We start from the raw sequence: 26250 nt of genomic DNA, 5'->3' as shown, positions 1-26250 counted from the left end.
GGGGCGCTGCTGAAGCTCACGGTGAGGGAGCTGGCTGAGAATGTGGAAGGGGAGATACGCTCAGGCGACCCGGACAACGTAATCACCGGATGGTTCTCAACGTTAGGGAGAGCGAGAGAAGGAGACGTAGTGATCCGATGGTGGTTGGACGACAAAGGTGCCGAGATCGCGTCGGAGAGAGGCGTAGCGTGTCTGGTGACTGAACGTCCGCGCGGCAAGCTGATCGAGAGATGCGACGAGCTTGGAATTCCCTTGATCCTGACGGAGGTGGATCGGGCGAACGAGTACGCTCTACGCGTAGCCCGGAAGAAGTGCGCTCCCGACGCGACCGCGATCTGCGTGACGGGTACTAATGGTAAGTCGACCACGAATCACTTGCTTCACCACATTCTCGATACTGCCGGCTTCGATGTTTACTGCAACACGGACTTCCGTTCCGAGAAGAACACTCTCATAGACCCAGTGGTCGCGATGGAGTTGCGCGAGGAACAGCCTGAAGATTACCTGTGTGTGGAGGTATCCGAGGTACAAGGCCTACCTACGGGTCGAATAATGGAGGACCATTCCTACCGTATGGCGAAGGCCCTCGAATGCGAGTTGGCGGTCGTAACGAACGTCGGGGTAGACCACACGAACCTGGTTTCCTCTATGGACGAGATGGCGGACGCCGTGTACGGTGTTGTGCGGGCCCTACGAGAGGGAGGTATCGCTGTGCTCAACCGTGATGATCGGTACGTACGGCAGATGATCAAGAAAGGTGTGGAGACGGTATGGTATGGATGGAACGAGGGGTATTCACACATTGAGGAACGCGAAGGGGAAGAGTGGATAGTACTGGACGAGAAGCCCCTGATACTCGTACGGGAGTTCCCCCTACCGGTGGACCACTTCCTATACAACGCGTTGGCCGCCGTAGCCGCTGCGGGAGCTCTGGGAATAGATCGTGAAGATATTGCCGAAGGTCTGAGGACGTACCAGCCCCTGAAGCGGAGGTTCGAACGCCTGTGCGACGATCCGCTGATTTACGACGATTTCTGCCATAACCCCGACGGAGTGCTCGCCACGGTTCGTGCCATGCGGCGGTTGAATCGCTCTAGGGCGATTGTCGTGTTCGCGATCCGCGGGTCACGTGGCGTCGACATTAACCGTCAAATCGCCCGGGCGCTGGCCGAAGGTGCTAAGGATCTGCAGGACGAGGGGATCCGCGTCCACGTGATCGCGACCTCGTCAGAGGGTCTCGTGGACAATGCTAACGTAGTGCGTCCTAAGGAGCGGAAGGCGTTCCTGGAGGAACTGGAGCGTTCCGGCATCGACTATGAGCACTACGATCGGTTAGAAGACGCTCTGGAGCGTGCATTGGACCTAGCGGATGATGACACCGTGATTCTGTTGGGAGGAGCCCAAGGAATGGAACCTGCCCGAGAGGTCCTGCGCGATATGGGGGTGATCTAGTGGTGGAAGAGGAAAAAGAGAAGAGGAAGTGGATCAAACCGTGGTCAGTTTCCCGACGTAACCTGGCGATTATGCTGATGGGCGCTCTACTCCTCAGCATCGGGAGGATCGCAGAGTACACCGCGTGGGCGGCACGTCCGGTACCCAAGCAGGAAGGACTCAGGATCATAGGTATCGACGTAGTCGGCTGCGATTTCCTGCCGGAAGAGGTCATACGTAGCAACGTGATGGCGTCAGGCCTGCGCCCCGGTTCGGTTATCAAGGGCGGGACCCTCATCACCCCGGAAGGCAAGAAAATCCCGCTGCATGAGGCGATTAGGAGAGCGAGGATATACGCGATGAGGAGCGTGATCCCGGGAACGAAGATCAAACCCATCCGATCCGTCCAGATCACGATCAAACGATCAGGAGTCGTCGTGGTTCGGGTGATCGAAGACTACGGATTGCCGAGGTAGGGGGGATCCCGCGATCCGTGTGCTGATCCCGCTGATCGCGCTCCTGGCACTGGTCTCCGGAGCGTCCGCTACCTTCAACATGATCGTGATCACGGACCCCAGCGGCAAGGATCCTAATGGTGCAGCCGCAGCCTCGATGTCCTTCGCACCTAACATGTTCCAGTCAACGTTCCTGGTGTCTAAGAAGTTACACGTGGCCGTCCTAGCGGGAGGTCTGAGCAAGGGCACGGCACGTCTGGAGGCCATCCTGGCGTGTATACGGGCGTTGGAGCTAGGTGAAGACATAGGAAGTGCGGTGAGGGCCGGTATCAGCCGGTCACCCACGGACCGACTTCTGGTCGGAGGCCCCGGGAAGGGCGTTGCGGTAGGCGGAAGCTACGATATCGCAGTGGTGATAGTGAAAGGGAACAGGATCATCATCAAGCAGTACCACAGCAGCGAAGGCCCTAACATCGTCCGGATACCCAAAAACGTCAAGTGCGCCGTAATCCACCTTCGTAACACGCCTGGTAACCCTATGTACGGCACCGCTACGAAGGTCCGAATAGAGGCTGCCATCATGGCCGGTAGGATGATCAGGGACGGTCTACCCGCGACGGAGATAGTGACAAGGATCATGGGTTACGTGGCCAAGAAGTCCGGAGAGAAGTACGGAGGTGGTGTAGTTAACATCACCGCCGGTCTGTCGACGGGTGATACCTTCGTCCCGCCCAAGCTTAACGCGCGTGGTATCCCGATGGACACTGTCTACCGTAAAGTCTGCCCCAAATGTGGATGGAGCGTCGCCTACCCGGTGGCCTCCAAGTACTCGCGGTGTCCCGTCTGCGGGTCCCCCCTCCGAACGGAGCACGCCTGGCAGGTCGCCCGAGACATGATCACGGTGAGGAAGGATCGACCGATCGTCCGGGTTTATGGAATCAAGAGCGTGTACGATAAAGTGTCGATAGTCGAGACCGTCCAGACGCTAGTCCAAGCCGGGAAGAAGCAACCGGAGGACATCGCCCGCGCGATCGACTCCGACATAGACAACAACACGCTGTTAGGGTACGACTACATACTACCTGGTGACGTCAAAGTGGAACCCGAGGCCAACCTGATCACTATCTACATGCGTCCGCTACCTAAGGGGTACAAAAAGCCGCCGTTGAAGACTCCGATCTCCCCCGAGACACTACACTCCCTAGGCCTGATCAGCTCCGCCGTAGGAGTGGCGCTGATCGTGCTCGGAGGGATCAGAGAACTCGTAAATCGGAGGCTGCGGGCGTGGTAATTTGTACGTGATTCCCTATAATACGGGTGAAGCCCTTCTGGATTTCTTCGTGATCACCCACTTGACGATACCGTTCGCCCTAAGTTATTCCTCAGTAACGGTGCAAAGGGTCCTCTCACTGTCCCTCTTCACATTAGGAGTACTGGCCCTTCTATTCACCGTTGACGCTTTCTCGCTGTTCCTCCCAATACCACGCCACGAGTTCACACACCCGTTCGGCCCACTGGCGCTCGCCGCCTGGGCGACCTCGAGGTACCTTCTGCAACTGCTCGAAACCCGTGGTATCACTACGGCCCGACGTACTCGGCCGTACTTCAATCTCTTATGGGTGTACGTAGGGATAGTCGGAGGAATTATGCACCGTGACTTCCTACTCTCCTGGTTCCTGTGCTGGGCGCTCACGGAACATTTCATAGCGAAGTACTTGAAAGTGGAGTCAAGATTCAGAGCTTTTGCTGCTCGAGCGGCTAAAATGAGCAAAAGGTCGATCGTGATGGCAACACTGATGGCAATAGGTCTCTTCGGTCTCCTGGAATTGCTCGCTCACATCCTGAACAAGCCCGTACTCAGCCCGACGCTCCGTATCAAGCGATTCGCTGAATACACCGTACCGGGACTAGAGTTCGTAGCGAAGAACACGCACATAATCGGTCACTCCACGAAGGCGCTTCCCGCCGGGTACGAGTGGCGAGGCTTCGGTGACGGGTTCGTCACACTGCCTGTCGGGTACCTCATGATGTTCAGACTCGACGTACCAACACTACACGGGGCACTTGTAGTTAAGAAGGACCTTCTCGATTACATGCTGCCCGGGCTGTTCACCTGGGCTTTCGACTTCGGGTACATCGGGTCGGTATTACTGTCCATATGGGTTGCAACCACACTGTACATAGGATCAAGGTGTCTATCGGAGTACATAAGACTGAGAAGGCGTAAGATGACGGCGAGATTCCTGGCGAGAGAGTCCATACTCTTCGGTTGTCTGATCGCGTTCTCAGTTCAGTCGTTGATAGGGGTGTTCCTATTCTCTAGGTCGATGAACTCCTTCGCCCTGGCCACGTTCACGTTGCTCTCGGCACTGATATGGGCTCATCTTATAAGGAGCAAGTGAATGGTCATAGCGGAGTAACTTCGACGACACCTAAGGGTACATCTTCCAACGCTTGACCGATCTCGTACTTAGCGATGCGAACGGCGTGTTCCTCACTTTCCGCGTTGAACACTCGCATCGATAGAATCAGTCGGACGAGGGCTGTACCCGCCACTATCCACACACCTTCGATCTCATTACCACATTCAGGGCACTCGTAAAACCCGACGTCGATGTCCACGTAATCGAGACCATGCCGGTTCAAACGTTTGCCCGCTTCGGCGATGGCAATGTTGACGGCGTCGTCCTCGTCGTCGACGTTGTACACGATCCATGCGGCTTCGAGTACGACGTGATAGTCACCGACAGTCTCCTCACCCAAAGGCTAGACCCCACGCACATCTCGAATGTGTGGTAGGACACGACTGATGTATTCGTGTTCCGTTTCACGGAGTCGGGAGGCGGGCAGTATTAGAGCTTGCGGAGGTTCATTGGGCTCCCAGTCGGAGAGTTCTTCGAGGGTTCCCCGAGCCACCAACTCGTCCTCGAACCCGAGTCTTACTACGGCGATCGCGAGATCCGAGGGATCGAGTACTCCGCGACCTTCTTCCCTTTCAATTTCCAAAAGGTAACGAGCGGCGTCGGCGACAGAGACGAACTCACCATCTTCAGCAACTTCCAGCAAGAATAGGGTGTGTAGACCGGCCCGCCGGTTCGATTCGAGCACATCGTAGGGGTACACGGAGCGTACTTTCAACGGAATCGTGGCGGTACGTCCGAACCGGTACATCTCCAGTCCCGACTTGGACGGCGCCGCGGTGAACACCGACACACCGTTGATTATCTCAACGTCCCATCCGTGGTCTGCGGCCTCGACCACCAGCGCCACGTGAGTGGTAGCCGCCATCGGGTCGCCCGGGGAGAGCAGGGCGACGCGATTGTACCCATCACACAGATCGAAGAAGCGCTCCTCCAGGTCCCGCCTCGAACACATACGTATTTCAGGATCACCTCCGAACTCTTTGAGCAACCGTTTCAGGTCACCTTCACTTACGTCGTACACGCTGGTATAGGTATCGACCAGCACCAATTCCACGTTAGCTAACACTTCAAGGGCTCGCAACGTGAGATCCCGAACATCGGAGAGGCCACCTCCGACCAGGTACAGCTCACCCATCCGATATCACCTCCCTGGCATGAGACACTACCTCACGGACGACGTCCTCAGGCGAGCCCCGTACCTTAAGCACGTGGCCGCAAGAGCCCTCTTCTTCGAACACCCCTAACACCAACCTCACGTAGCCACCGTCGCGAGCTCGCACGTGGACTCCTACAGGCTCCGAGCAGCTCACTCCGAGCTCCCTTACAACGGCTTTCTCCGTCTCGACTTCCACCCGACTCTTCTCGTCGTCCACGACTTCCAGAAGGCGTTTGACGCGATCGTCGTCCTTGCGGCAGGTGACCATCAAGGCTCCTTGGCCCGCCGGCGGCACGAACTCTTCCGGGTCGTACACCTCAGAAACCGCGGATGTTATTCCGAGCCGGTCCAGCCCGACCTTGGCGAGAACGGCGGCGTCGTATTCCCCGCGCCTCACCTTGGAAACCCTGGTGTCCACGTTCCCACGCATCGGTTCCACCTTCAAATCTGGTCTTTCTAGGAGAATCTGCGCACGCCGTCTGGGACTGCTAGTCCCCACGGTAGCTCCTCGTGGAAGTTCTTTGAGTCCACCGTGTGGCGATACCAGGCATTCTCGGGGATCCCTCCGGGGAGGCACAGCCGCCACGTCCACGGGATAATCTACGACGGAGGGGACGTCTTTGGCGCTGTGAACGGCGATGTCGGCCTTACCTTCGAGTACTAGCTTGTCAACCTCTTTCACGAACACGCCCTTCTCACCCAGTTTGTGAAGGGGTCGATCCCGAACGACGTCTCCGCGCGACTTTGTCTTCACGATCTCAACCTCGATGTCATGCGGAGATTCTAGCTTCAACAGCTCGATTACCTCTCTGGTCTGGATGATCGCCAGACGGCTGGATCGGGTGGCGACTCGAATCGTTTCCGACACTGTGATGACGTCCCCCTTCACTCGACCTCGAACTCCAGCACGCTGGGACCCAGGTCGTTCCCCGTAAGGTGAGAGAGCTCGTGGTGAAAGTTGGCGGCGGGAATGCCCTCGAGTTGGAGCGTTCCCGGGTCTAACTCCCGAACGCGGATGCGTTTATGCTTCGGATCGACGCGGATGATAGCGCCACCATCGTGTCGTACTTCAAGCCGCCGTGGACGCTTCGCGACACGTCGAACTTTCTCACGACCACACTTCTCGAGCCTAGTTAACGTACCCTCGGCGCGCTCGATCTCGGGGTTGAGAAGCAAGTAGAGATCTTCATGCACTACGCCGTTCGACAATTTCCGAACAGGAACGGCCACCGACGATACGTCATCGTCACGGTACGACCACGCCCCTCCGTGCTGAAGTGCCAAGATGGCAGGGGTCACCGCACGTTTCTCTCTGACGGTCTTCAGAAGTCTCTTGTGGAGCTTCAAAGTAGCGGCTATACGACATGGATCGATTTCGTCTCCCTCCGGTTTCTCCTCACGGGACGGGTCGACCGTGACCCCAGCCTGACGTAGCGTTTTACGCCCGACAATCATCGGGTACCGCATATCTCGCCGGTCCGCCAGCGTGGCCTCCGACGATATGCATCTCCCGGCCAGCTCCAAAGTGACGTGAACCACGGGCCGACGCTCGGAGCGTAACCGCGAAGCGGAGGCGGAGCGAACCTTCTTCACCCCAATGACGGGGCCGGCGCCTATTTCCGACGCCAACTTCAGGTCGATGGAGTCGTTCTCGGCACCGGTATCCACACGAGCTGCCACGCGTTTCGATCCCGTCAACCCCGACACCGTCACGACCGTTGCTACACCGACTGTCTTCAACGCCGTCCCCCCGGCCCGATTACCTCGTCCACCTCGCCGTGGACGGGCCCGTACACCCGAATACCCAGTGTAAGCGCCACGTTCTGGACGCTGTAATCGGAGCTAACCAAGACTACGTCCTGCTCCTCCATCAACTCGATAGCGAGCGCGAGAACCTTCAGATCCGTCTTTGACAACCGAGGCAGGTCACCCGTGAGCTTAGCGCGCCTGCGCGCGCGGCGAATCGCCCAGTCTTCGGGTTCCTTGACTCTCACCGACGCGACTTCATACCTCATGCGGGAAAGATCGTCCTTAAGCTCCTCGATGACCTCTGGAACCGTGTAAGCGGGGCCGTCCAGGAGTTCCGGAGGCACACCCTTGATGAATGCTGATGTATCGAGAACGTAGGTGATCAACTGAGTCCCCCCGGGCGCCCCCCAGGGGAGTGGAAAGCTTGGACCCCGATCTCCCGACAAACGTTCTGGAGGAGATACTCAAGAAGTCGGTTCGATCCGCCGACGGAGTCCTCGGCGTCAGGATGAGTGCCAAAAAAGAGTACTATCGAGTGATCGAATCCCTCAGCCTAGCACTGGCGAAGTTGTCAGTTCTCGCGGCCCGTCACGCGGGCAGGAAGACCGTGAAGGCGGAAGATGTCGAGCTAGCGGCCGCTACCCTCGATGTGATCTCCTCCATTCGCGACCATCGCGGTAGAGGCGGACCCAGAGGATGAAACACACTCGTGCTAGAAGCTTAGGCAGCGGACCCACTAGAAACGCTCGGAAGATTGCCTCACCGATCTCCTTGATAGTGCCGCGTAGCATCAATCCCACCTCAGGAACTTCTCCTTCAACCGCTCGAAGTACGCCGACTCGAACCGTATGAACCGCGCCACGTTCGGGGACCGCGTGACGGACACCGTGCCGTCGAGATCCATGTATTCCTGTCCGTCGACTACGACCTCGGCGCGCTCGGGGTCGTCCACATCGATCTCAACGCGTCGGTCCATGGAAACTACCATGGGCCGCGCCCCCAACTTGAACGGGTTCAGAGGGGTAATAATGGAACATTCCACTTGTGGCTCCACGATCGGGCCTCCGGCTGAGAGGGAGTAGGCGGTAGAACCGGTAGGGGTCGCCACGAGTACACCATCCGCCCACGTGGTCTCCAACTCGAACCCGTCGATGGATAGCCGGTACTTGATCATCTTGGCAGGTCGACTCGTGATCACGGTGACCTCGTTGAGAGCATCTCCTCCGTCGGATCCCCCTATCTTTATCCTGAGCTTTCGGTGTTCTTCAAGGTTGAAATCTCCCCGGGCGAGCCGGGATACGGCTTCTTTCAGGTCTCTCTCACTCACCTCGGTTAGGAACCCGAACTTTCCGAGGTTCACACCTAAGATCGGTACCTCGTACTCCGACGTAATCCTCGAGACACGGAGTATAGTCCCATCACCGCCGATCGTGACGATCACGTCAACCTCTTCACCCATATCTTTCAAATTGACTCGGGAGTACTCGCCGATCCCCAGCGAATCATCTACTATGACTTCAAATCCTTCCCGGTCACAAAGACGACACACTCTCTCCGCAACCCTCACTGCTCTACCCAGGTCCGTCCTGCCGGTCACACCGACGATCTGCGGTCGGAACATTCGAACACCCTCCGAAACTTACGCCGCAGTTCCGTCAAAACGTCCACGTCGAGCTCATTCGCGAGGTTCATGACGAGGGCGAACACGTCCGCGAGTTCCTCTCCATAACCCTCTCCCTTACCTACGGCGTGAGCCAGCTCGCAGCATTCCTCGCCTAGCTTACCGCATAGAGTGTGTTCTGAGAGTCCCTCGGGATGCTTGCCGAACAGACACTGCACCACGCGGACACCCACGTCCTCCTTCAGGGCCTCGAAGAGCTCCCGAGCCTCATCTTCGCTCCGGGCCGTCGCTAGCTCGAAGCGAAAGTCCGGTCGTAACGGTATCTCAGAAGGATCCAATTCCCGACCGCTCCGCGCGAAGATGAATGCTAGTTCACCTCGCGCAGCTCCGAACGCTCCCGCTACGTCCGTGGGGCGCAGACTGCCTCGAACGTCCACGAACCCGTCCAGAGCTCCTTTCCCTACTAAAGCCAGCTCCAAGGCTACTGCCCCCAAGCAACGGAGCTTGAAACGACCTCGAGAGAACTCGACCGGCATCCGGTCCGATCCGTAGTAGTAGACCGAAACCAGCGGGCGTTCCACTACCGGCTTTTCTTCGACGTCACCTGGGCCGAAGGTCAGCAGTTCCGAAATCACCAAGCCTTCTTCCACGTCGTCTAGGGTCTCGGCCTCCGGATCGGCGATACCGACTGAAACACAGTAGAACGGAAGACCGCGACTGGCATTGTGTGAGCCGTCGAGCGGATCTAGAACCAGCGTTACCTCGGGGGCCTCACCCACACGCATCTCACCGGATTCCTCGCTGATTACCCTCGCGTCCACGCCTTCTTCCTCTAACCCGCGGAGGAACTCCCGCTCTGCTATTTCGTCCACCCGCATCGTCGGAGTCCCGTCCGCTCCCCTACCGACTTCGACCCAACCGCGACGTACCTTGGATACCTCCGGTAAAACCCGCTCCTTGACGATCTTCTCGACGGTCTCTCTCACTCGAGATCACCCCCAGAAGACCACCGCCGCCACCGCCGCCGCCCATTCCGCGCCCTCGGGCTCGGTAGAAGCCGTGACCGTGCGCACATCCACGAGCTTCTCACCGCGGAGTCTAGCCATTTCCTCGACGTCCCTCTTAGCGAGTCTCCGAACGGTTTCTACGCTGTCGGCGGCGGCCCGTTCCGAAACGATTCCGAGGCCGGACTCCAGTCTCCCTACACAGACGCAGCTCGACACCCGGCCGCGTCCCACGGCCTTCGCTACTACGGCCGGCACTATGGACCCGGGTGGGAGCTCCGGGAGGTCGTCCTCCTCAGCGTTCGGGGGGAGTATGCTGGACAGTTCCACGAGGTTACAATCACCTATCCCCGCGTCGATCAGCGCGGCGTCGAAGGCCGCAAGGGACGTATCCGCCTCGCCAGTTCCGGACACTAGGGCGTACTTCTTAGGTACCCCCAGCAATCTCATCCCCTCGCGAAGCTTATTAGGAGGGATCTCACTCGCGCCGTAGCACCCCGGGAAGGGGGTTCTGGATGTGGCCGTGAAGAAAGTCGAGGTTAGGCAGCTTAAGAAGGGCAAGTACATCATGATCGACGACGAGCCGTGTAAGATCGTGGAGTACACCACGTCCTCACCGGGCAAGCACGGTTCGGCGAAGGCTCGGATCGTAGCGGTGGGGCTTTTTGACGGCAAGAAGCGCACGCTTACTAAACCAGTGGACGCAAAAGTGGACGTACCGGTGATCGAGCGGAAGACAGCCCAAGTAGTATCCGATATGGGCGATACGGTGCAGTTGATGGATATGGAAACCTATGAGACTTTCGAGGTTCAGAAGCCGGAGGACGAGGAACTCGCCTCACAACTCGAGCCTGGGACCATAGTAGAGTACATGGAGGCAGCGGGCAAGCGTAAAATTGTTGGAATCAAGGAGGAGGAGTGAGCCCCGCTTCCCACTCTCGTTTTCATCCGACGACGTGAAATCCCCAGATGTAGCCGTGGTAGGACTTCCCAGGGAGCGCGTGCTCCCAGGGTACCCGACCGGGCAAGCCGAAGCTCCAGACGCCGTGAGGTTGGCAGCTTCCACCCTAGACTTTTACGACCCGGATGTCGGTGACCCGCTGGAAATCCTGACCCTGGTAGACGAGGGGAACCTCAGGAAATTCGAGCCCGAAAGCGAACCCGAGGTATTCTTAGTGCTCGGCGGCGATCACTCCATCACGCCCGAAATCGTCCAGGAACTCACTCCACGGCGTTTGCTCTGGCTGGACGCTCACCCGGACCTCCGTAGATCCGAACGTCACGACGGGGCCCTACGGGCCTGTCTGGAGATCGTCGACGAAGTGTTCTTGGTAGGTGTCAGGAGTTGGTCCCGTGAAGAATACGACGTGTTCCGCGAGCATGAACACCTGGTCTCCGTCGATCACGAAGATATAACCGAGGTAATCGATGACGTGGATTATGTGTCACTGGATCTCGACGTCCTGGACCCGTCCGTAGTCCCGGGGGTCACCACCCCGGAACCAGGAGGATTTCCGTACAACCTCTGCGCCGACATCTTGAGATGGGCCGGTCGGAAGCGTGCTCACCTGGATATAGTCGAGCTCTGTCCCACGGTCGAAGGTCACGTGTCGCCGGTGACGACCGCCCGCCTGGTGAGCGAGTACCTCAAGGGAGTGGCTGAAAGGTGAAGCGTGAAACGTTCAGGTATCGAAGTGACATGGACCTCGATGGGTTCCTGCGAGAGATGGAACGAGTCGGCGTGTTAGGCGCCGGAAGGTTGGGCAGAGCGGCACGGGTTCTGGAGAAGATGTGGTCTTCGGACGACGTCACGGTCCTCCTCACCGTAGCCGGCCCCGCGGTGGTGGGTGGACTTAACGAGCTCTTCGAGCGACTCATCCGTGAGGGCCTCGTCGACGCCGTGATCACGTCCGGTGCCAACGTAGTTCACGACGCACTGGACGCCTTAGGTGGTATCCACGTGTTCCTGGGAGAGCGCAACGTCGACGGGTATGGTCGAGTTCACGATACTCACATACCGACCGAAGAGTTCGAGGAGTTCGAGCGCTTCATGCGGGAAGTCCTCTCAGATCTCTCGGGGCGGGTATCCTGCCGAGAGCTGCTGTGGGAGATGGGAAAGAGGCTCGAAAGCGGCTTCCTCAAGGCTGCGGCCGACGAAGGGGTACCGGTATACTCGCCGGGAATACTGGACTCGATGGTCGGCCTGCACGTGTGGATACACTCCCAGGATCACGACTTTCATCTGGACCTCGTGGACGATATGCACCACCTCGCGGACCTCGTTTTCGAAGCCGAAGAGTTGGGGGCCATCATCTTGGGCGGAAGTGTACCGAAGCACTTCGCGATGGGGGCCGCGATGCTTCGAGGTGGCCTTGACTACGCCGTTCAGATCACGATGGATAGACCCGAAACAGGGAGTCTCAGTGGCGCGCCCCTTGAGGAAGGTAAATCGTGGGAGAAGGTGCGAGAAGACGCCGATGTGGTCACCATCGTAGGTGACTACCTGGTAATCTTCCCACTACTCGCATCCGGTGTGATGCAGCGGCTGGGGATCGTATGATTGGGCCTGAGTTGGCGGCGGTGTCCGGATTCGCGCTGAAGATCACAGACGACTTGGTAGATGAGTTGAGCCGGCCACAGTGGGCACTACTGTGCGGGCTCGTGGCGGCGGCCGCGGCCCTGGCTTCTGTGACCACCGGGGTAAGGCCTGACCTGTATCTAGGGCTAGTCCTAGGTAACGCCGTCGCCGGTAAGCTCGACGAAATCCCCCACCTCGTGGCCGCCGCTATCATAGCTCTCGGCGTCCTGATCATGCGCACCGAAGTAACCCCACTCATCTTGTTGGTCATCACGGTCCTAGCGACTCTGGACGAGGTCATTCACCCAGTCGAACCCACAGGATTGCGACCCGTACTCAAGATCGGGGCCGTGGTGACCTGGGCACTCGGGATCCTGGACGACATCACGGCACTCGCCGTCATCGCCTTCGACCTCGGGTACCACGCCGCGGAACTGCTGACGGGGGCGATCATGTGCTCGAACCCGATACGCGCCTGATCGTTGCACTAGACGTATCACCGGATCGTGCGGTGGAGATAGCGGAAACCCTCGACGGGTACGTCGACGGGTTCAAAGTAGGGTACGAGGTGGTGCTGGCCGAGGGGGCAGCAGGTATAGAGCGGGTCGCCGGAGTTCTAGAGGAGTCGTTCTTGCTCGTGGATTTGAAAACGGCGGACATTCCGGAGATATCGCGGTCGATCGTCGAGCGCGTGAGCGAAGCCGGTGCTGACGCTACCATAATCCACGGATTCGTAGGTCCGGACGTCGTCGAGGAATGTGCGAGAGTGCTACCGGTGTTCGTAGTAGCCACGATGAGTCACCCGGGGGCGCGGGAGTTCTACGATCGAGCCTGCCAGGACATCGTTAAAGCATGCGACGATATCGACGGTGTTATCGGGTACGTAGCCCCGGCGACGAGGCCCGAGAGAGTCCTGGAGGTCCGGAAGATCACCGATAAGCTCATCGTCAGCCCGGGTGTAGGGGCTCAGGGAGCGGCACCCGGTGACGGGGTGCGAGCGGGTGCGGATTTCGAGATAATCGGCAGGGCGATCACGGAAGCGCACGATCCCATAGAAGCGGCGAAGGACCTAGTTCGGGCGATGATGACTTCCAGGCCGGCCGAGCGGTGATGAGCCCCATGAGCGCCGAGCCCCATCCTAACCGTTATGGTATACATAACGATCCTCGGCGCCCGGGGTCGGGACCTGAGCTGGAGGTCAGCGCTCGAGCTCCACCACGTGCTCGTCCATGTCGATGCGCTTGATCCGGGCACTTTCGACCACCTTCTCCTTACCCATCACGTCACGCAGTAAGACACCATCCTCCATCACCTCCAGATATAGGACGTCCTCCGCGATCACCTCACCACCTAGCTTGACGGTGAACTCACACATTTCTCAATCCCCATTCACACTGAATTCGAAGATTCCTGAAATGATTTCCGGGAAGGAGCTGTAGAACACAGGGAGATCGACATCGGCTCGCGGGTCGTGTTCCCACGATACCGCGAAAACTGTTCGACTGAGCATGGCGATCGAAGCTCCCAGGTGCTCGTGAGAGAGCTCTCTGGCGAGCTTGGCTTCTTCGGAGAATCCGAGCCGTTCGGCGAACTCCAACGACCTACGGAGTGCGAGTTCGAGATCAGGGTGCCTCTCGAGTTCTCTCAGGTACCTGAGAGCCACCTCGGTGCCAGAAAGTCCATCGAGTACATCGCGAGTCTCGATAGGTTGAGGATCGTAGATCAAGACACGGAGATCCGGTTCGACGGGTATTCGGTGGATAGGAACCTCGTCGGGGTACCCGGGTCCAGCCCGGAGGACGGCTCCGCCGTGCCAGATCGTTACCACGTCACCGATACCCGTACCTAACTTTAGCTCTATCTCGTAAGCGCGACGTGCGACCCACTCGGGGCTCACCTCGAGACCCATCTCGGCGGCCCCGGCCGCCAACGTTCCCAGGGCGGAGGCCGCACTAGTCCCTAATCCGCAACCGGGAGGTACGGAGAATTCGTAACGAACGCTGAGTCCCCCATCGGGATCGAGCACCTCGTAGCACTTCCGGGCTATTCGAGAGTCGATGGGGTGGTCTGCGCGAACCCTGAGACGCTCAGCACGTAGGCGTCGGACACGTACTGTCACGACGGAATCAACGGCTAGGCCGAAGCCAGGCGATCCTGTGTCTTTCGGCGTCTTACCGGGCTGCGGATGAAAAAATCCCGTAAGGGCACCGGGGACGGGGAACTTCAACTAAAGGTACTCCCGAAGCAGCTCCGGCACTTCCCACGGCTTCTCGGCTACGTCAACTCCTGCCTTCCGGAAGGCCTTAATCTTGGACTCTGCGGTTCCACGACCTCTCTCGATGATGGCGCCGGCGTGGCCCATACGTTTACCTGGTGGGGCGTGACGGCCGGCGATGTAGGCGACGACGGGTTTCGGGAAGTCGGTTTCCGCGATATACTCGGCGGCGAGCTCTTCCGCGTTTCCACCTATCTCCCCGATGAGGACCACGGCCTCAGTGCGGTCGTCCTCCTGGACGTATTCCAGGAAGTCTATGAAGGTAGTTCCGACGATCTGGTCGCCTCCGAGTCCCATGCAAAGGGACTGGCCGAGTCCTGCCTCGGTCATCGCCTGGACGATCTCGTACGTGAGAGTACCACTCCTGGACGCTACGGCTACTTCGCCTTCGATGAATACCTGATGAGGCATGATCCCTAGCTTCACCCGCTCCGGCGGTACGATGATCCCGGGAGTGTTGGGGCCGATGATGCGAATACCTTCCCGCCGAGCCAGCTCAACGAACCGCATGGTATCATGGGCCGGTATGTGTTCGGTGATCACGACGATGGGGTCAAGCTTCGCCTCGATAGCTTCCATGACCGCGTCGGGTGCATGCGGAGCGGGAACGAAAATGACGGAAGCTTCGGCGTCGGCCTCTTCGACGGCTTCTTCGACGGTGTCGTAGACAGGGACCCCGTGAACTTCTTGGCCGCCTCGACCGGGAGTTACTCCGGCAACGATCTCGGTTCCGTACTCCAGCATCAGTTTCGTATGGAAACTCCCGTGCCGACCCGTGATACCCTGCACGAGTACGCGAGTGTCTGAGTCTAACAAGGGCTAGTCCCCCGCCAACTCGACGGCACGTTCGACCGCGTCCTTAAGCTCGGTGTAGACGTCGATCCCGTGCTCTCGGAGTACGCGATGACCTTCCTCCTCGTTCGTCCCGACGAGCCTCACCACAAGCGGGACGTCCACGTCGTCGAGGGCTTGGACGATGCCCTCTGCCACCTCATCGCACCGGGTGATACCACCGAAGATGTTGAGGAGGATCACTTTCACGTCCAATTCGGCCACGGTCAGGATAGCCCTACGGATAAGCGTCGGGTAGGCCCCACCACCTACGTCCAAGAAGTTAGCCGGCTCGCCACCGAGATCCTTGACGAGGTCCACGGTGGCCATGGTGAGACCCGCACCGTTGGCGATGATGCCTATGTCACCGTCGAGCTCTACGAGGGGGAAGTCTCCGGTTTCCTCGGCGAACTCGGGGTGTCGAATGTTGGCGGCGTCCTCGTCCAAGTTTACGACGGCGTCCGCGGCCACCACTTCCCCGCCCTTCGTAAGGACTAGCGGGTTGATCTCCACGAGATGGGCGTCGTAGCCCTCGAACACCTCGTACATCGAAGTGATAACTTCCTCGACGTCTCGCAGGTATTCCTTCGGGATACCCGCCTCTAGAATCGCCTTCCGAGCTTCGAATGGGCGTAGCCCTAGGATCGGGTCCAAATGCCTACGAGCGATCTTCTCGTCCGGAACCTCCTCGATGTCCACCCCGCCCTCCCGGGAGACGAGGAGTACGGGTCTACGCTCCGCACGGTCGAGCGTTATGGACACGTACCATTCCTCGGCTATGTCCAGTTTCTCTTCCACGAGCACCTTCCTAACGGTCTCACCCCGGATCCGTGAGCCGAGCAGCTTCCGGGCAGCTTTTCTAGCCCCTTCCGGGTCGTCCGCGAACAGGATACCTCCGGCCTTACCACGGGTTCCGACGGGCACCTGTGCCTTGACGGCCACCGGTCCCCCGAGTTCGGCGGCGATCCGGGCCGCGTCCGCCGAGGTGCGGGCGACGTCGCCTTCTGGAATCTGCACCCCGGCCTCCTTGAATAGGCGCTTAGCCTGGTACTCCAGTAGTCTGATCATTCCCTCACCTCCCGGGCTCCGAGCTTGAGGGCCCGGACGTTGACGTCCTCCGTCCCAGGCGGTACGGAATCCTCGACGGCCTTTTGTAGTGAGTCGAACGAAACGATCCCGGTAAGCTCACGCAACGCGCCTAAGATGATCATGTTAGCGACGATGCTAAGCCCGAGCTTTTCCTCGGCGAGATCGGTCGCGGGGATACCCACATGTTCGACGTCCTCACGAGATGGATTGACTAGCGTCGAGTCGTAGACGACGAGACCGTCCTCGGGAACGTTCTCCACGTACTTCTCGTATGCTTCTTGCGACATGGTCACGAGGAAGTCAGGTCGGCGTACGTACGGGTACATGACCTCTTCATCGGATACTATCACGTCCGAGCGCGAGGCACCGCCCCGGGCCTCCGGCCCGTAGGATTGTGTTTGTACGGCGTTGTACCCTTCGTAAACCGCGGCGGCTCGACCCAGCACCACACCGGCGAGTACTATTCCTTGGCCGCCGAAACCGCTGATCCTAATCTCCTTCCTCACTCGTTCTCACCTCCTCGATCATGTCGTACATGCGTTTGAGGAAGGGTTCGCGCTCCTCATCGCGGAGGATTCCGATCCGGATCTTACCTTCCTCATCTCGCGTGGAAGTGTTCTCCCGGAGCCACTCTGCCATCTCTCTAGGATCCCTCATGTCGTTCCTCCGGCCGTAGTTCGTGGGACATTGGCAGAGTACGTCGATGAAGGAGAAACCTTCGCGCTCGAGGGCACGGGCGATCGCGGCACTCAGCTGGGAGGGATGAGCCGTGGTCCACCGCTCCACGTGGGGGGCTCCGGCCCCAATAACGAGCTCGCAGAGGTCGAACGGTGGCTCAGGGTTCCCATATGGGGTAGTGGTCGACTTGGCACCTCTGGGCGTCGTGGGGCTTACCTGACCACCCGTCATTCCGTAAATGTAGTTGTTGGCACAGATCACCGTGACGTCCAGGTTCCTGCGGGCAGCGTGGATCAAATGGTTCCCACCGATGGCAGCCGCGTCACCGTCACCGGTGATCACGATGACCTCAAGGTCGGGATTCGCCAGCTTAATTCCGGTCGCGAAAGCCAGTGGACGACCGTGGGTAGTGTGAAGGGAGTCTAGCTTAACGTAGCCCGGTAATCTGGACGAACAACCGATGCCGGAGACCAACACCGTCTTGTCCGGATCTAGTTCTCCTTCCTCGAACTTCTCCGCCAGGACGCGAACCAGCACGTTCAAGATCGTGCCGTTCCCGCAGCCGGGACATAGGATATGGGGCATGCGATCCCAGCGTATGAGTTCCTTCCAGTCCACGACGGTCACCCCGAGAGCTTCTTCACCTCACGGATTACGCGCTCTGGGGTCGGTGGATAGCCACCCGGATAACCGAGCAGGTGCACGCACTCGCGATCCAGAGCACGCTCGACCATCTCGACGTACTGACCCAAGTTCATCTCGACGACTAAGACCTCGTAGCCGTCGAGTAAGTCACGGATCAAATCGGGGTCGAACGGGTGGATAACCTTAGGGCGGAAGACGGTAACCCCGAGTTCCTCGGCCGCCTCGATCACGGTTCTAGCGCAGCCTCCGTAGGCAACGAGGGCGACGTCGGACTCGCGCTCCTCGAAGTCGTATCCTACATCCTCGTGGATTTCTCGAGCCCGCTTCCTGACCTTGTTGCACAGCCTCGTGACGAGCTTGCGATGAATCTCAGGATCGTCCGTAGCCGGATATCCTCGCTCGTCGTGGGTGAGCCCGGTCACGTGGACCCGGTGCCCTCTACCGAACACTGGCATCGGGGGAACGAGATCGTCGGGCTCCATCGGAAAGGGTTTCTTGATCTCCTCACCCTCTGGCGGTAACTCCCGCTCGACCGTTTCGACGTCGTCCCGCAGTACCACACGCTCCCGCATGTGTCCGACGACTTCATCCGTGAGGAGGACTGCGGGCACGCGGAGACGCTCCGACCAGTTAAAACATTCGATCATGAGGTCGTACATTTCCTGCACAGTGGAGGGGGATAGCGCGACGATCTCGTAATCTCCGTGAGAACCCCAGCGTACCTGCATGACGTCCGACTGCGAGGCCTTTGTGGGTTGTCCTGTACTGGGCCCACCGCGCTGCACGTTCACGACCACGCAGGGAGTCTCCGTCATTATGGCGTAGCCTATGTGCTCTTGCATCAGCGAGAAACCCGGCCCCGCGGTCGCGGTCATGGCCTTGATGCCGGCCCAAGAGGCGCCGATCACCGCCGCGAGCGAGGCGATCTCGTCCTCCATCTGCACGTACACACCGCCGACCTCGGGGAGCCGTGAGCTCATCCGCTCCGCGATTTCGGTGGATGGTGTGATCGGGTAGCCGGCGAAGAACCTACAACCCGCAACGATCGCTCCCTCTGCACAGGCCTCGTTACCTTGCAGGAAGTCGACCTTACTCATCTCCCTCCACCTCCCTCACCTCGATCGCGAGGTCAGGGCAGATGAGCTCACACTGTCGACATCCGGTGCACTCGCCGCTCCATTCCGGGAGCAGGTAACCGCGCTTGTTCCTACGGTTTGACCTATCCAGCGCGTCTATCGGGCATACCCAGGAGCAGAGGAAGCATCCCTTGCAGTGCTCCTCTCGGATCACTACCTCGTAAGACGTCTTGCCAACTCCTCTCCCGTCTCCCTCACCACCTGATCCTCCCATACCGGTCTCCCCTCCATCTCCAGCTCCACGAGCTTGTCGGAATACGGGACCGTCAGCTCGAAGTCGACGTCGAGATCGGGCTCTGGAGCGTCCTTCCGCCACTTGTTCTTGACGAGGGCCACCCTCTCGACTCCCATCTCACGGGCGAGGCGCACCGACTCCCTGGCGTTTTTCATAGACTTAACGGAAGGTTCGCACACCACCACTACCCAGTCGACGGACTCCAGCACCCTCCTTCCGAAGTGCTCCAAACCCGCGTCGGTGTCCACTACTACGGACTCGTCCCTGTCGGCGATCACGTGACGGATTAACCTGCGCGCCAACGCGGCAGCTGGACAGAAGCAACCCTCACCGGGGTTCTCAACGCTTCCGACCACTAAGAGTCGAAGACCAGGCGCGACTCTAACGGCTAGCTCGTCGGGAAGGTCTGAGACTCGCGGGTTGACCTTGAACACGGGGCCGTAGGATGTGCCCGGCTCCGCACCCGTACGTTCCCGGACGAGCTCGCGTCGTTCGACGATCGGAGTGGGTGATCCAGGTAGGCCCAAGGAGTAAGCCAAGTCGGGGTCGGGGTCGGCATCTACGGCTAGCACTTCATACCCTACGTCCGTGAGAGCCTTGGCGAGGGCGGCGGCTATGGTGGTCTTGCCGACGCCCCCTTTACCCACGACTCCGACTTTCACCCCGAAGGGACCCCTCCTCCGATTCGAGCTTCGCGAGCGTTCGGTATATTCGCTCCATCTCGATGGCGAACCGTTCGCGCTTCTCCTCCGCGACCTGCGACTTCGATACTAACCTCAACGCGCCCCGATCGCACGCCTCCACGCACGCAGGCACTTTCTTGGGAGCGTCTACGCAAAGGGTGCACTTGTCGGCCCGGCCGTTCACCATCTCTATAGCACCGAAGGGGCATGCGACGGCACATAGACCACAGCCAACGCAGTCCTCGGTGACGATCCAAGAGTCACCCTCCTCCACGATCGCGTTCACCGGGCAGACGTTCGCGCAGGGTGCGTCATCACACTGGAGACACGTGACGGGGGGCGCATTCTCGGAGATCTTGTAAATTCGGGCATGACCGTGGATGCTCTCGCACGCGTTGACGCACTTACGGCAGTCCGTACACAGGTCCGGGGCGACGACCAGGACGAAGACATCCGGCAACTCGGCACCCCCAGGACTTCCGAGACGGAGATTAAATGGCTACGCGATTTTCCGACGGATCCACTCCCAGGTTCGCTCGATCCCCTCCTCTAAGTCGACGCGTGGCTCGAACCCCAGCTCTTCCTGGGCCCGGCTCGGGTCGAGGTATATCCGGCGAACCTCGCCCGGCCGCGGATCCTCGTACACTACTTCCACGTCAACCCCTGTGACCGACTCCACGACGTTCACGATGTCGTTCACGGAGGCCTCACGGCCGGTACCTATGTTGTACACACCTTCACCACGTTCCACCGCCTCGGCCGTGACCCGAGCTACGTCCTCGACGAAAACGAAGTCACGGGTCTGCTCGCCGTCTCCGAAGATCGTGAGCGGTTCACCTCGGGCGGCCCGTAATAGAAAGATAGGGATTACCCCCGCCTCACCTCTGGGATCCTGCCGGGGACCGTAAACGTTAGCGTATCGTAGGATAACGTACTCGAACCCGTCTCGCTCGGCGTACACACGGACGTAGTACTCGCCCGCGAGCTTCGAGACGCCGTAGTTCGATATCGGTCGCGTGGGATGTTCCTCATCCACGGGCAAGTACTCCGGTTCCCCGTACACCGCACCACCCGAGGACGCATACACGAACCTCTCGACGTCGTGCTCGGCGGCCAACGAGACGAGATTCAAGGTACCTAGGGCGTTAATCCTGGCGTCAACGAAGGGTGACTCCATAGAGTAGCGTACGTTGACCTGGGCAGCCAGGTGGATCACGACCTCCGGTCGGTACTCTCGGAACGTTCGCTCTACGGCCCTAGGATCCGTCACGTCGGCCCGTACGATCTCGATATCGTCCCGAACTCCGTGGAGGTTCTCCTCACGACCCACGCTGAAGTTGTCCAAAACCACCACGTCGTGGCCTCGATCGACGAGTTCTTCCACCACGTGCGAACCTATGAACCCGGCTCCTCCAGTCACCATGATCAACAGCTCATCCCCGAAGTACCTAGCGCCAGGTCTGGTGAAGGATAAAGTCGCCGGTCATTCATCAATCCTCAGTAGACCTTCTTTCTCCAGAAACTCAGGCAGCTCTGACGAGTCCTGGGTACCGATCACCACGTCCCAGCCGGTGGCGTCCTCCACATCACCCTTCACGGCGGCGGCCTTGCCCGGGATCACGAGGACACGATGTTCGACATTGTTCTCGATGCCCGTCTCCTCGATGACTTCCTTCACGGCCTCTCCCGTGAACTGACCGCCGGCAACGCTGACGTCCACGGCAAGTCCACCGGTATCGATGACAAGCAACCAACAGTCGACGTCGGCGCTCTCGAGGTCACCGGCCACACAGTGGTACGTCAGCGTGAAGTTCGTCGTGACTAAGACTGGAGAATTCTCGTCCGGGTCGCCGATCCTGTACAGGCCGGGTTCTACTTCCTGAGGCTCCCGTGGGTCGGTATACACACACTGACGCTGGGTTAACACCGGAAGGAGCGCCCAAGGTTCTACGGTGTCCATGATGAGGAGGTCGGCGTACCTGAGCACACAGGCGGATGCCAGGTACGACTCCCGTCTCGCGGCTTTCACGTGATTGTCTTCGAGGAACGCGTAGGGAAACGTCGTGACGAGGGTCGGGTAACCGAAGCTTTCGAACTCCTCCTCGATGGCCGCCTTGCGGATTTCCGCCAGCTTGTCCGTGGTAGAAACTACATCGTGGGAACCGAACTCCGTACCCGGGTCCAAGAGCAGATCGTCCGTGTACTGCTGCGCCTCGACGACTAGGGGTACGAGGTCTTCGACGTCACGGGCGTGAAGTCCCAAGGGACAGTCCACATCGGCCGCTAGCTTCGCTAGGTCCTCGATGTTATCCTCGGTCGCCGGATAAAGCAGCGGACGTTCGTCGAAAACGTCGAGACCGGCCTCCATCACTTTAGGATCGGTTGTAATCAACGCCACGGCGAGGTCCTTAGAGCGCTCCACAGCGATCTCAACTGCCCGGGCGAACTTCTCAGGATTCCCAGTTCGGGATACTACCGCGACGCCGTCGAGTTTCAAGACCTCTCCAACACGCTCGACTTGAAACTCCTGAATTTCCTCCGTCTTTCCAGCGATTTCGTCCTCCTTCATATCATCGTAAACGGTGACGAACACTGGCGGTGGATTGAAAAACGAGAGCTCGTGTCGAAACATCACCTCATCGCCGCCGACGATGACTTCGCGGTCACCCTCCCCTATCGTCAGCTCCTTGATCGGCGGCGCTAGCAGCTCCTGAAGCTTCTCTAGACTCTCATCGTCGAGCTTCGGACAATCCTCAGGCTTCGCCTCCCGGTTGACGAGCTTCGTAGCGAATTCCATGCAAGTCTTGCAGCCGCACGCCCCGCAGTTGGCCTTGGGTAGCAGGTTGTACACGTCCATCGCGCTGAGCTGGGCCACGAGCGTCTCCCCCTCAGGCGATCACATCGGTCACGTACGCGTCTCCGGTGACGCGTCCTTCGGCCATGTACTCCATAGCTTCCATAACCACTTGCACAGCCCACGGGTGGAACATCATCAACAGGTCGGCACCGCAGAGTGCCACCGTAGTCGCCGTTACCGCCTCCCACAGCGGTCCGCGGTACTCACGCGATCCCCAAGATTCGTCCTTCATCCAAGCCTCCCGTGCGGCCCACGCGTTGGTGGAACCGCTGGAGATCGGCATCTGCAGGTGTTCATCACCCTTCAACGCGGCGAGCCTGATTCTGGTCATAACGTCGATCGTGTACTCGATACCGTAACCCAGAGCGCAGGTCGTCGGGTCCATGACGATATCTTCCTTCGAGAGACCTCTGTTCAGTACTTTCTTGTTCAGAGATTTCATGAGGTTCACATCGACCGGGGCGAATGTTAACACCACATGACCGTGTTTTTTGGCCGCCTCGACCACCCGCTCGAAGTTCATGTCCTCGTTGATCGAGGACATCATCACCCGCTCTCCCTCACAGACTTCGGCCGCCCTCACGAATACCTCCACGTCCTTCTCCGGGTCTCCGGATCCGCCCACGATGATCGGGACCTTTACGGCATCAAGAATATCCTCCAGCGTCTTCATAGCTTCCTTGACGGGAGCATCATGAAGCTTGGGGGACGTGCTGACCAGATGGACGGTGACTATATCGACACCGTAGCGCTTGACGACGGTTCTCGCCCAGTCCACTGGGTCCTCGATAACGTCGCCAAGCTCCTCCCGAATAGGTCCGGGAATACCCACATCCGGGGTGTCGAACACGTCGAACGTAACCACGGGAGGGTTCGGTCGTGGTTCTTCGAACGGGAAGTAGGCGCGCTCACCACCTAAGACGACGACCCGATCCCGAGAACCACCGTCGGACCGCGTCGCTCCGATCTGCACCTCGGCCACACAGCCTTCGTACTCCTCAACCGGTGGTTCGTATTCCGGGACCTCGACCTCTCTCTCCTCCTCTTCAACCTTAGGCTTGAACACGCGTTCCCAGATTTCAACCGGAAGAGTTTGTGCCACGGTTTTGAGGTCCAGCTCCAGCTCATCTAACCCGATCGTCACGTTCCGCAGCTCGATCTCCTCAACATCTTCCGGTAACAGGTTTTTCACGAGGTGCTCCAGCAGGTTCTTCACGTCTTTATCATCGGCCATCGGATCAGAGCACCCCCACCCGAGTAAGTACGGCGCGCATATCACGGCGGACCTTAGCGTCAGGTGGGAGTTCGGTCAAAGGGATACCATGAAGCTCGAGTCGAACTACCTCGTCGTCGGGTCTCACGAATCCCGCGAACTTAAGACCGAGCTCCTCGCCCTTCTCGCGTATGACCGCGTATTCATCCTCAGTCACGCGGTTCGCCACGACCCACATCTCACCGACGTCGGATTCGAGTTCGTCGATCAGCTTGGATATCCTGACCGCAGTCCGAAGCGCCTTGTAGGAGTGATCTACGACTGTCAGTACCGTGTCGACGCCCTCGATGATACCACGACTGATGTGTTCGAGCCCTGCCTCGCAATCCACTATCACGTAATCGTAGTTGGGAAGGAGATCCATCATAACCCGACGGAGCCAGTGATTCACTGCGCAGTAGCAGCCCTTACCCTCAGACCTACCCATCACTAGTAAATCGTAGTCGTCGGACTCCTGAAGCGCGTTCATCACAAGGTATTCCATGTAGGCCTGCTTATCGAAGCCTGGCGGGAGCTCTCCTCCCTCGATCTCACGCTTGAAATGCTCTCTGATCTCACCGAGCGTGGTGTCGACCTCTACCCCTAGCACGTCGGGCATGTTGGCGTCCGGATCGGCATCTACCACCAGAAGGTCGGCGTCGGGGTGTCGGTCGAGGAGTTCGAGTACTGTGAGCGCGGCGAGGAGAGTCTTCCCCGTGCCCCCCTTACCGGTGAAGGCTAGGATCAACTCTCATCTTCCCGATCGGCGCGCTTGATGATGACCTTCTCCGCGTAAATCTTGGCGTTTTTCAGCACGATTTTCACGTTCAGACCTCCACCGGGCGCGATCGGAAGCTCCTCAGCCTCCATCGTCGGTTCTTCGGCTGGCGCTTCCTCCTCCGGAACCTTCTCCTCCCCTTCTTCCTCTTCGGCCCAGCGCTCGACGACCGGGTGTTCGACTTTCTCGAGGAACTCCCGGAGCTCCTCCACAGTGGTCGCGTCCTCCTCGGTAGCTATCTTGTCGTACAGCTCGTCGGGGATGGCGTGCTTCATGCGTTCTTTCAGCGCCTTAGGAATCCAAACCACGCGCTCCCAGCCGCCGTCGTACTGTAGGAACTTATCAGACTCCATGTAACCGTAGCTTACGCCAACGAAACCCGGCTGCTGCTCACCGCCGCTGGCCTCACCCGCCATGGTCGAGAACGGGAGCCCGATCGGGGTGTCACCCGGGTACTCACGGTCAACGATTCCGAACCCGTCTACCTCGGGGATGTAGAACACGACAGCCTGGAAGCAACCGCAGCTCGTATGCGGGTACTCGAGACAGGAGTGCAAGAACACTCGCTCGACGGTACCCTGAGAGTGTTCCTGAAAGGCCTTGTTCACACCCTCGTACTCGCCGGCTTCGGGGTCAAGACACTCTCCCTTCTCGATCGGGAATATAGGGCCCTCAGGATCGATCTTGTAGGCCGCCTTAGCGTCGTGCCAGGTGATCGAGCCACAGAGGCTCGGTCGGTCCGGAGTTATTACACACACGTGAGTCGGCGCGAAGGACTGACACATCAGGCACACGTAGAACTCGTCGACGTCCTCCTCCGAGAGTCCCTTCGCACGTTCGTCGCGCTTCTGATAGATTTCCCTGGCGTACTCTATGAACTCCTCCACATTCTCCTCGTCCGTAATTATCGTGACTTCCACCGAGTCGATGACGTTGCCGAACTCCTCCTTGTACAGCTCCCGGAGCACGATGCCGAGGTGCTCCAATCGGAACCCCTTCTCCACGGCATCCTTCGAGACCCTACACCAAATCTGGTCTCGCTGATTCAGGTGCATGAAACCTTCGACGTAGTTGCAGAACTCGTGGATACGTCGCTCTAGTACACCTTCCACGTCTTCCTCGAGCTCCTCACCTGCGGCTTTCACGTAAATGGCGAACGGGTATCGCTCTCCTTCCTCCATCTCGTCGATGTCTGGGCCGATTACTTCCACCTTGTCCGGCTCGATCTCGTCCGGGTCCACGACCTTGAACAGTTCAGCGCCTAAGCCCTTCGGCCCCGCCAACTCGACGTACATGTCACCGCTTCGTATCCGCTCGCCCTCGTGCCTCGGGCTCACGTCCACGGGCAGATCCGCAAGACCCGTCAACTCCTCA

Annotated in this window: 33 protein-coding genes; 10 read left to right on the top strand and 23 right to left on the bottom strand. The window is 59.2% G+C overall.

The window, feature by feature from the left end; all coding sequences use genetic code 11:
* Positions 1-21 precede the first annotated feature (21 nt).
* The 4 genes from BW919_RS04740 to BW919_RS04725 are packed head-to-tail and all read left to right on the top strand — an operon-like array spanning position 22 to position 4288.
* Positions 22-1452 carry a Mur ligase family protein gene (locus BW919_RS04740; protein ID WP_088335892.1) on the top strand — a complete coding sequence of 477 codons (1431 nt, stop codon included), beginning with the start codon at positions 22-24 and terminating at the stop codon, positions 1450-1452.
* Positions 1452-1907, top strand: coding sequence for a hypothetical protein (locus tag BW919_RS04735; RefSeq protein ID WP_088335891.1), 456 nt, complete (start codon positions 1452-1454; stop codon positions 1905-1907). Before BW919_RS04740 ends, BW919_RS04735 begins: the two co-directional genes overlap by 1 nt.
* A 19-nt stretch (positions 1908-1926) precedes the next feature.
* Complete coding sequence (locus tag BW919_RS04730; protein ID WP_088335890.1) at positions 1927-3177, top strand: hypothetical protein; 1251 nt, start codon at positions 1927-1929, stop codon at positions 3175-3177.
* A gap of 1 nt (position 3178) precedes the next feature.
* Positions 3179-4288, top strand: a complete 1110-nt coding sequence (locus tag BW919_RS04725) for a hypothetical protein (RefSeq protein ID WP_088335889.1) — start codon at positions 3179-3181, stop codon at positions 4286-4288.
* 4 nt (positions 4289-4292) lie between these two features.
* Here BW919_RS04725 and BW919_RS04720 read toward each other — a convergent pair whose 3' ends face one another.
* The 5 genes from BW919_RS04720 to BW919_RS04700 are packed head-to-tail and all read right to left on the bottom strand — an operon-like array spanning position 4293 to position 7600.
* Positions 4293-4649: a DUF555 domain-containing protein gene (locus BW919_RS04720; RefSeq protein WP_088335888.1), complete on the bottom strand. Its 357-nt coding sequence runs from the start codon at positions 4647-4649 to the stop codon at positions 4293-4295.
* A 3-nt stretch (positions 4650-4652) separates the two neighbouring features.
* The gene (dph5, locus tag BW919_RS04715) at positions 4653-5444 is read right to left on the bottom strand and encodes a diphthine synthase (protein WP_088335887.1); all 792 of its coding nucleotides are present in this window, start codon (positions 5442-5444) and stop codon (positions 4653-4655) included.
* The gene (hemC, locus tag BW919_RS04710) at positions 5437-6354 is read right to left on the bottom strand and encodes a hydroxymethylbilane synthase (RefSeq protein WP_088335886.1); all 918 of its coding nucleotides are present in this window, start codon (positions 6352-6354) and stop codon (positions 5437-5439) included. The genes dph5 and hemC overlap by 8 nt, the downstream gene beginning before the upstream one ends.
* Complete coding sequence (locus BW919_RS04705) at positions 6351-7205, bottom strand: RimK/LysX family protein (RefSeq protein ID WP_088335885.1); 855 nt, start codon at positions 7203-7205, stop codon at positions 6351-6353. The genes hemC and BW919_RS04705 overlap by 4 nt, the downstream gene beginning before the upstream one ends.
* A complete protein-coding gene (locus BW919_RS04700; RefSeq protein WP_157666054.1) occupies positions 7202-7600 on the bottom strand; it encodes an NOB1 family endonuclease in 399 nt (132 codons plus the stop codon). Before BW919_RS04700 ends, BW919_RS04705 begins: the two co-directional genes overlap by 4 nt.
* 38 nt (positions 7601-7638) lie before the next feature.
* Here BW919_RS04700 and BW919_RS04695 point away from each other — a divergent pair, with 38 nt between their 5' ends.
* Positions 7639-7914: a histone family protein gene (locus BW919_RS04695; RefSeq protein WP_157666053.1), complete on the top strand. Its 276-nt coding sequence runs from the start codon at positions 7639-7641 to the stop codon at positions 7912-7914.
* A 90-nt stretch (positions 7915-8004) separates the two neighbouring features.
* On the opposite strand, the gene BW919_RS04690 is transcribed toward BW919_RS04695, so the two are convergent.
* From BW919_RS04690 to BW919_RS04680, 3 genes are read right to left on the bottom strand one after another with little or no spacing between them, the layout of a single operon-like run.
* Positions 8005-8835 (bottom strand): NAD(+)/NADH kinase, encoded by an 831-nt coding sequence (locus tag BW919_RS04690; protein WP_088335882.1) that lies wholly within the window; start codon positions 8833-8835, stop codon positions 8005-8007.
* On the bottom strand, positions 8808-9821 hold the full coding sequence (locus BW919_RS04685) for an inositol monophosphatase family protein (protein ID WP_088335881.1): 1014 nt from the start codon (positions 9819-9821) through the stop codon (positions 8808-8810). Before BW919_RS04685 ends, BW919_RS04690 begins: the two co-directional genes overlap by 28 nt.
* 6 nt (positions 9822-9827) lie before the next feature.
* Positions 9828-10283: a pyruvoyl-dependent arginine decarboxylase gene (locus BW919_RS04680; protein WP_157666051.1), complete on the bottom strand. Its 456-nt coding sequence runs from the start codon at positions 10281-10283 to the stop codon at positions 9828-9830.
* A gap of 73 nt (positions 10284-10356) precedes the next feature.
* Here BW919_RS04680 and BW919_RS04675 point away from each other — a divergent pair, with 73 nt between their 5' ends.
* The 5 genes from BW919_RS04675 to pyrF are packed head-to-tail and all read left to right on the top strand — an operon-like array spanning position 10357 to position 13528.
* Positions 10357-10761, top strand: coding sequence for a translation initiation factor IF-5A (locus BW919_RS04675; RefSeq protein WP_088335879.1), 405 nt, complete (start codon positions 10357-10359; stop codon positions 10759-10761).
* A complete protein-coding gene (locus BW919_RS04670) occupies positions 10739-11509 on the top strand; it encodes an arginase family protein (RefSeq protein ID WP_157666049.1) in 771 nt (256 codons plus the stop codon). The genes BW919_RS04675 and BW919_RS04670 overlap by 23 nt, the downstream gene beginning before the upstream one ends.
* On the top strand, positions 11506-12399 hold the full coding sequence (locus BW919_RS04665) for a deoxyhypusine synthase family protein (protein WP_088335877.1): 894 nt from the start codon (positions 11506-11508) through the stop codon (positions 12397-12399). Before BW919_RS04670 ends, BW919_RS04665 begins: the two co-directional genes overlap by 4 nt.
* Positions 12396-12896, top strand: a complete 501-nt coding sequence (locus BW919_RS07870; protein WP_157666047.1) for a hypothetical protein — start codon at positions 12396-12398, stop codon at positions 12894-12896. Before BW919_RS04665 ends, BW919_RS07870 begins: the two co-directional genes overlap by 4 nt.
* On the top strand, positions 12872-13528 hold the full coding sequence (pyrF, locus tag BW919_RS04660) for an orotidine-5'-phosphate decarboxylase (protein WP_157666045.1): 657 nt from the start codon (positions 12872-12874) through the stop codon (positions 13526-13528). Before BW919_RS07870 ends, pyrF begins: the two co-directional genes overlap by 25 nt.
* Before the next feature lie 87 nt (positions 13529-13615).
* On the opposite strand, the gene BW919_RS04655 is transcribed toward pyrF, so the two are convergent.
* Genes BW919_RS04655 through cdhC form a run of 15 tightly spaced genes read right to left on the bottom strand, consistent with a single transcriptional unit; the run spans position 13616 to position 26243 of the window.
* Entirely contained in the window at positions 13616-13792 is a 177-nt protein-coding gene (locus tag BW919_RS04655) for a CooT family nickel-binding protein (RefSeq protein ID WP_088335875.1), read from the bottom strand.
* A 3-nt stretch (positions 13793-13795) separates the two neighbouring features.
* On the bottom strand, positions 13796-14644 hold the full coding sequence (locus tag BW919_RS04650; protein WP_088335874.1) for a pantoate kinase: 849 nt from the start codon (positions 14642-14644) through the stop codon (positions 13796-13798).
* On the bottom strand, positions 14645-15508 hold the full coding sequence (gene sucD / locus BW919_RS04645; protein ID WP_088335873.1) for a succinate--CoA ligase subunit alpha: 864 nt from the start codon (positions 15506-15508) through the stop codon (positions 14645-14647). It lies immediately after the preceding gene.
* Between the two features lie 3 nt (positions 15509-15511).
* Positions 15512-16588: an ADP-forming succinate--CoA ligase subunit beta gene (gene sucC / locus BW919_RS04640; protein WP_088336498.1), complete on the bottom strand. Its 1077-nt coding sequence runs from the start codon at positions 16586-16588 to the stop codon at positions 15512-15514.
* Entirely contained in the window at positions 16588-17118 is a 531-nt protein-coding gene (locus tag BW919_RS04635) for a 2-oxoacid:ferredoxin oxidoreductase subunit gamma (protein WP_088335872.1), read from the bottom strand. Before BW919_RS04635 ends, sucC begins: the two co-directional genes overlap by 1 nt.
* Positions 17102-17917, bottom strand: coding sequence for a 2-oxoacid:ferredoxin oxidoreductase subunit beta (locus tag BW919_RS04630; protein WP_088335871.1), 816 nt, complete (start codon positions 17915-17917; stop codon positions 17102-17104). Before BW919_RS04630 ends, BW919_RS04635 begins: the two co-directional genes overlap by 17 nt.
* Entirely contained in the window at positions 17914-19032 is a 1119-nt protein-coding gene (locus tag BW919_RS04625) for a 2-oxoacid:acceptor oxidoreductase subunit alpha (RefSeq protein WP_088335870.1), read from the bottom strand. The genes BW919_RS04630 and BW919_RS04625 overlap by 4 nt, the downstream gene beginning before the upstream one ends.
* Positions 19025-19285 (bottom strand): ferredoxin family protein, encoded by a 261-nt coding sequence (locus BW919_RS04620; RefSeq protein ID WP_088335869.1) that lies wholly within the window; start codon positions 19283-19285, stop codon positions 19025-19027. The genes BW919_RS04625 and BW919_RS04620 overlap by 8 nt, the downstream gene beginning before the upstream one ends.
* A complete protein-coding gene (locus BW919_RS04615) occupies positions 19225-19968 on the bottom strand; it encodes an AAA family ATPase (protein ID WP_088335868.1) in 744 nt (247 codons plus the stop codon). The genes BW919_RS04620 and BW919_RS04615 overlap by 61 nt, the downstream gene beginning before the upstream one ends.
* A complete protein-coding gene (locus BW919_RS04610) occupies positions 19946-20449 on the bottom strand; it encodes a 4Fe-4S dicluster domain-containing protein (protein WP_088335867.1) in 504 nt (167 codons plus the stop codon). The genes BW919_RS04615 and BW919_RS04610 overlap by 23 nt, the downstream gene beginning before the upstream one ends.
* A 39-nt stretch (positions 20450-20488) precedes the next feature.
* Positions 20489-21412 (bottom strand): GDP-mannose 4,6-dehydratase, encoded by a 924-nt coding sequence (locus BW919_RS04605; RefSeq protein ID WP_232452951.1) that lies wholly within the window; start codon positions 21410-21412, stop codon positions 20489-20491.
* Between the two features lie 60 nt (positions 21413-21472).
* On the bottom strand, positions 21473-22864 hold the full coding sequence (acsC, locus tag BW919_RS04600; RefSeq protein WP_088335865.1) for an acetyl-CoA decarbonylase/synthase complex subunit gamma: 1392 nt from the start codon (positions 22862-22864) through the stop codon (positions 21473-21475).
* A gap of 13 nt (positions 22865-22877) precedes the next feature.
* Positions 22878-24080 carry a CO dehydrogenase/acetyl-CoA synthase subunit delta gene (gene cdhD, locus BW919_RS04595; RefSeq protein ID WP_088335864.1) on the bottom strand — a complete coding sequence of 401 codons (1203 nt, stop codon included), beginning with the start codon at positions 24078-24080 and terminating at the stop codon, positions 22878-22880.
* A gap of 4 nt (positions 24081-24084) precedes the next feature.
* A complete protein-coding gene (locus tag BW919_RS04590; protein WP_088335863.1) occupies positions 24085-24846 on the bottom strand; it encodes an AAA family ATPase in 762 nt (253 codons plus the stop codon).
* The gene (gene cdhC, locus BW919_RS04585) at positions 24843-26243 is read right to left on the bottom strand and encodes a CO dehydrogenase/CO-methylating acetyl-CoA synthase complex subunit beta (protein WP_088335862.1); all 1401 of its coding nucleotides are present in this window, start codon (positions 26241-26243) and stop codon (positions 24843-24845) included. The genes BW919_RS04590 and cdhC overlap by 4 nt, the downstream gene beginning before the upstream one ends.
* Positions 26244-26250: the final 7 nt, after the last annotated feature.

This window comes from Methanopyrus sp. KOL6, assembly GCF_002201915.1.
Taxonomy (GTDB): domain Archaea; phylum JAADCQ01; class Methanopyri; order Methanopyrales; family Methanopyraceae; genus Methanopyrus.
Note: the sequence above shows the minus strand (reverse complement) of the source record. Positions and strands in the feature narration are given on the sequence as shown.

Excerpts from the sequence above, each read along its gene's own strand:
- BW919_RS04605 (WP_232452951.1), bottom strand. The coding sequence starts at position 21,412 with ATGGTGACTGGAGGAGCCGGGTTCATAGGTTCGCACGTGGTGGAAGAA.
- BW919_RS04690 (WP_088335882.1), bottom strand. The coding sequence starts at position 8,835 with ATGTTCCGACCGCAGATCGTCGGTGTGACCGGCAGGACGGACCTGGGT.
- cdhD (WP_088335864.1), bottom strand. The coding sequence starts at position 24,080 with ATGGCCGATGATAAAGACGTGAAGAACCTGCTGGAGCACCTCGTGAAA.
- BW919_RS04625 (WP_088335870.1), bottom strand. The coding sequence starts at position 19,032 with ATGAGTAAGGTCGACTTCCTGCAAGGTAACGAGGCCTGTGCAGAGGGA.
- BW919_RS04655 (WP_088335875.1), bottom strand. The coding sequence starts at position 13,792 with ATGTGTGAGTTCACCGTCAAGCTAGGTGGTGAGGTGATCGCGGAGGAC.
- BW919_RS07870 (WP_157666047.1), top strand. The coding sequence starts at position 12,396 with ATGATTGGGCCTGAGTTGGCGGCGGTGTCCGGATTCGCGCTGAAGATC.
- BW919_RS04620 (WP_088335869.1), bottom strand. The coding sequence starts at position 19,285 with ATGGGAGGATCAGGTGGTGAGGGAGACGGGAGAGGAGTTGGCAAGACG.
- dph5 (WP_088335887.1), bottom strand. The coding sequence starts at position 5,444 with ATGGGTGAGCTGTACCTGGTCGGAGGTGGCCTCTCCGATGTTCGGGAT.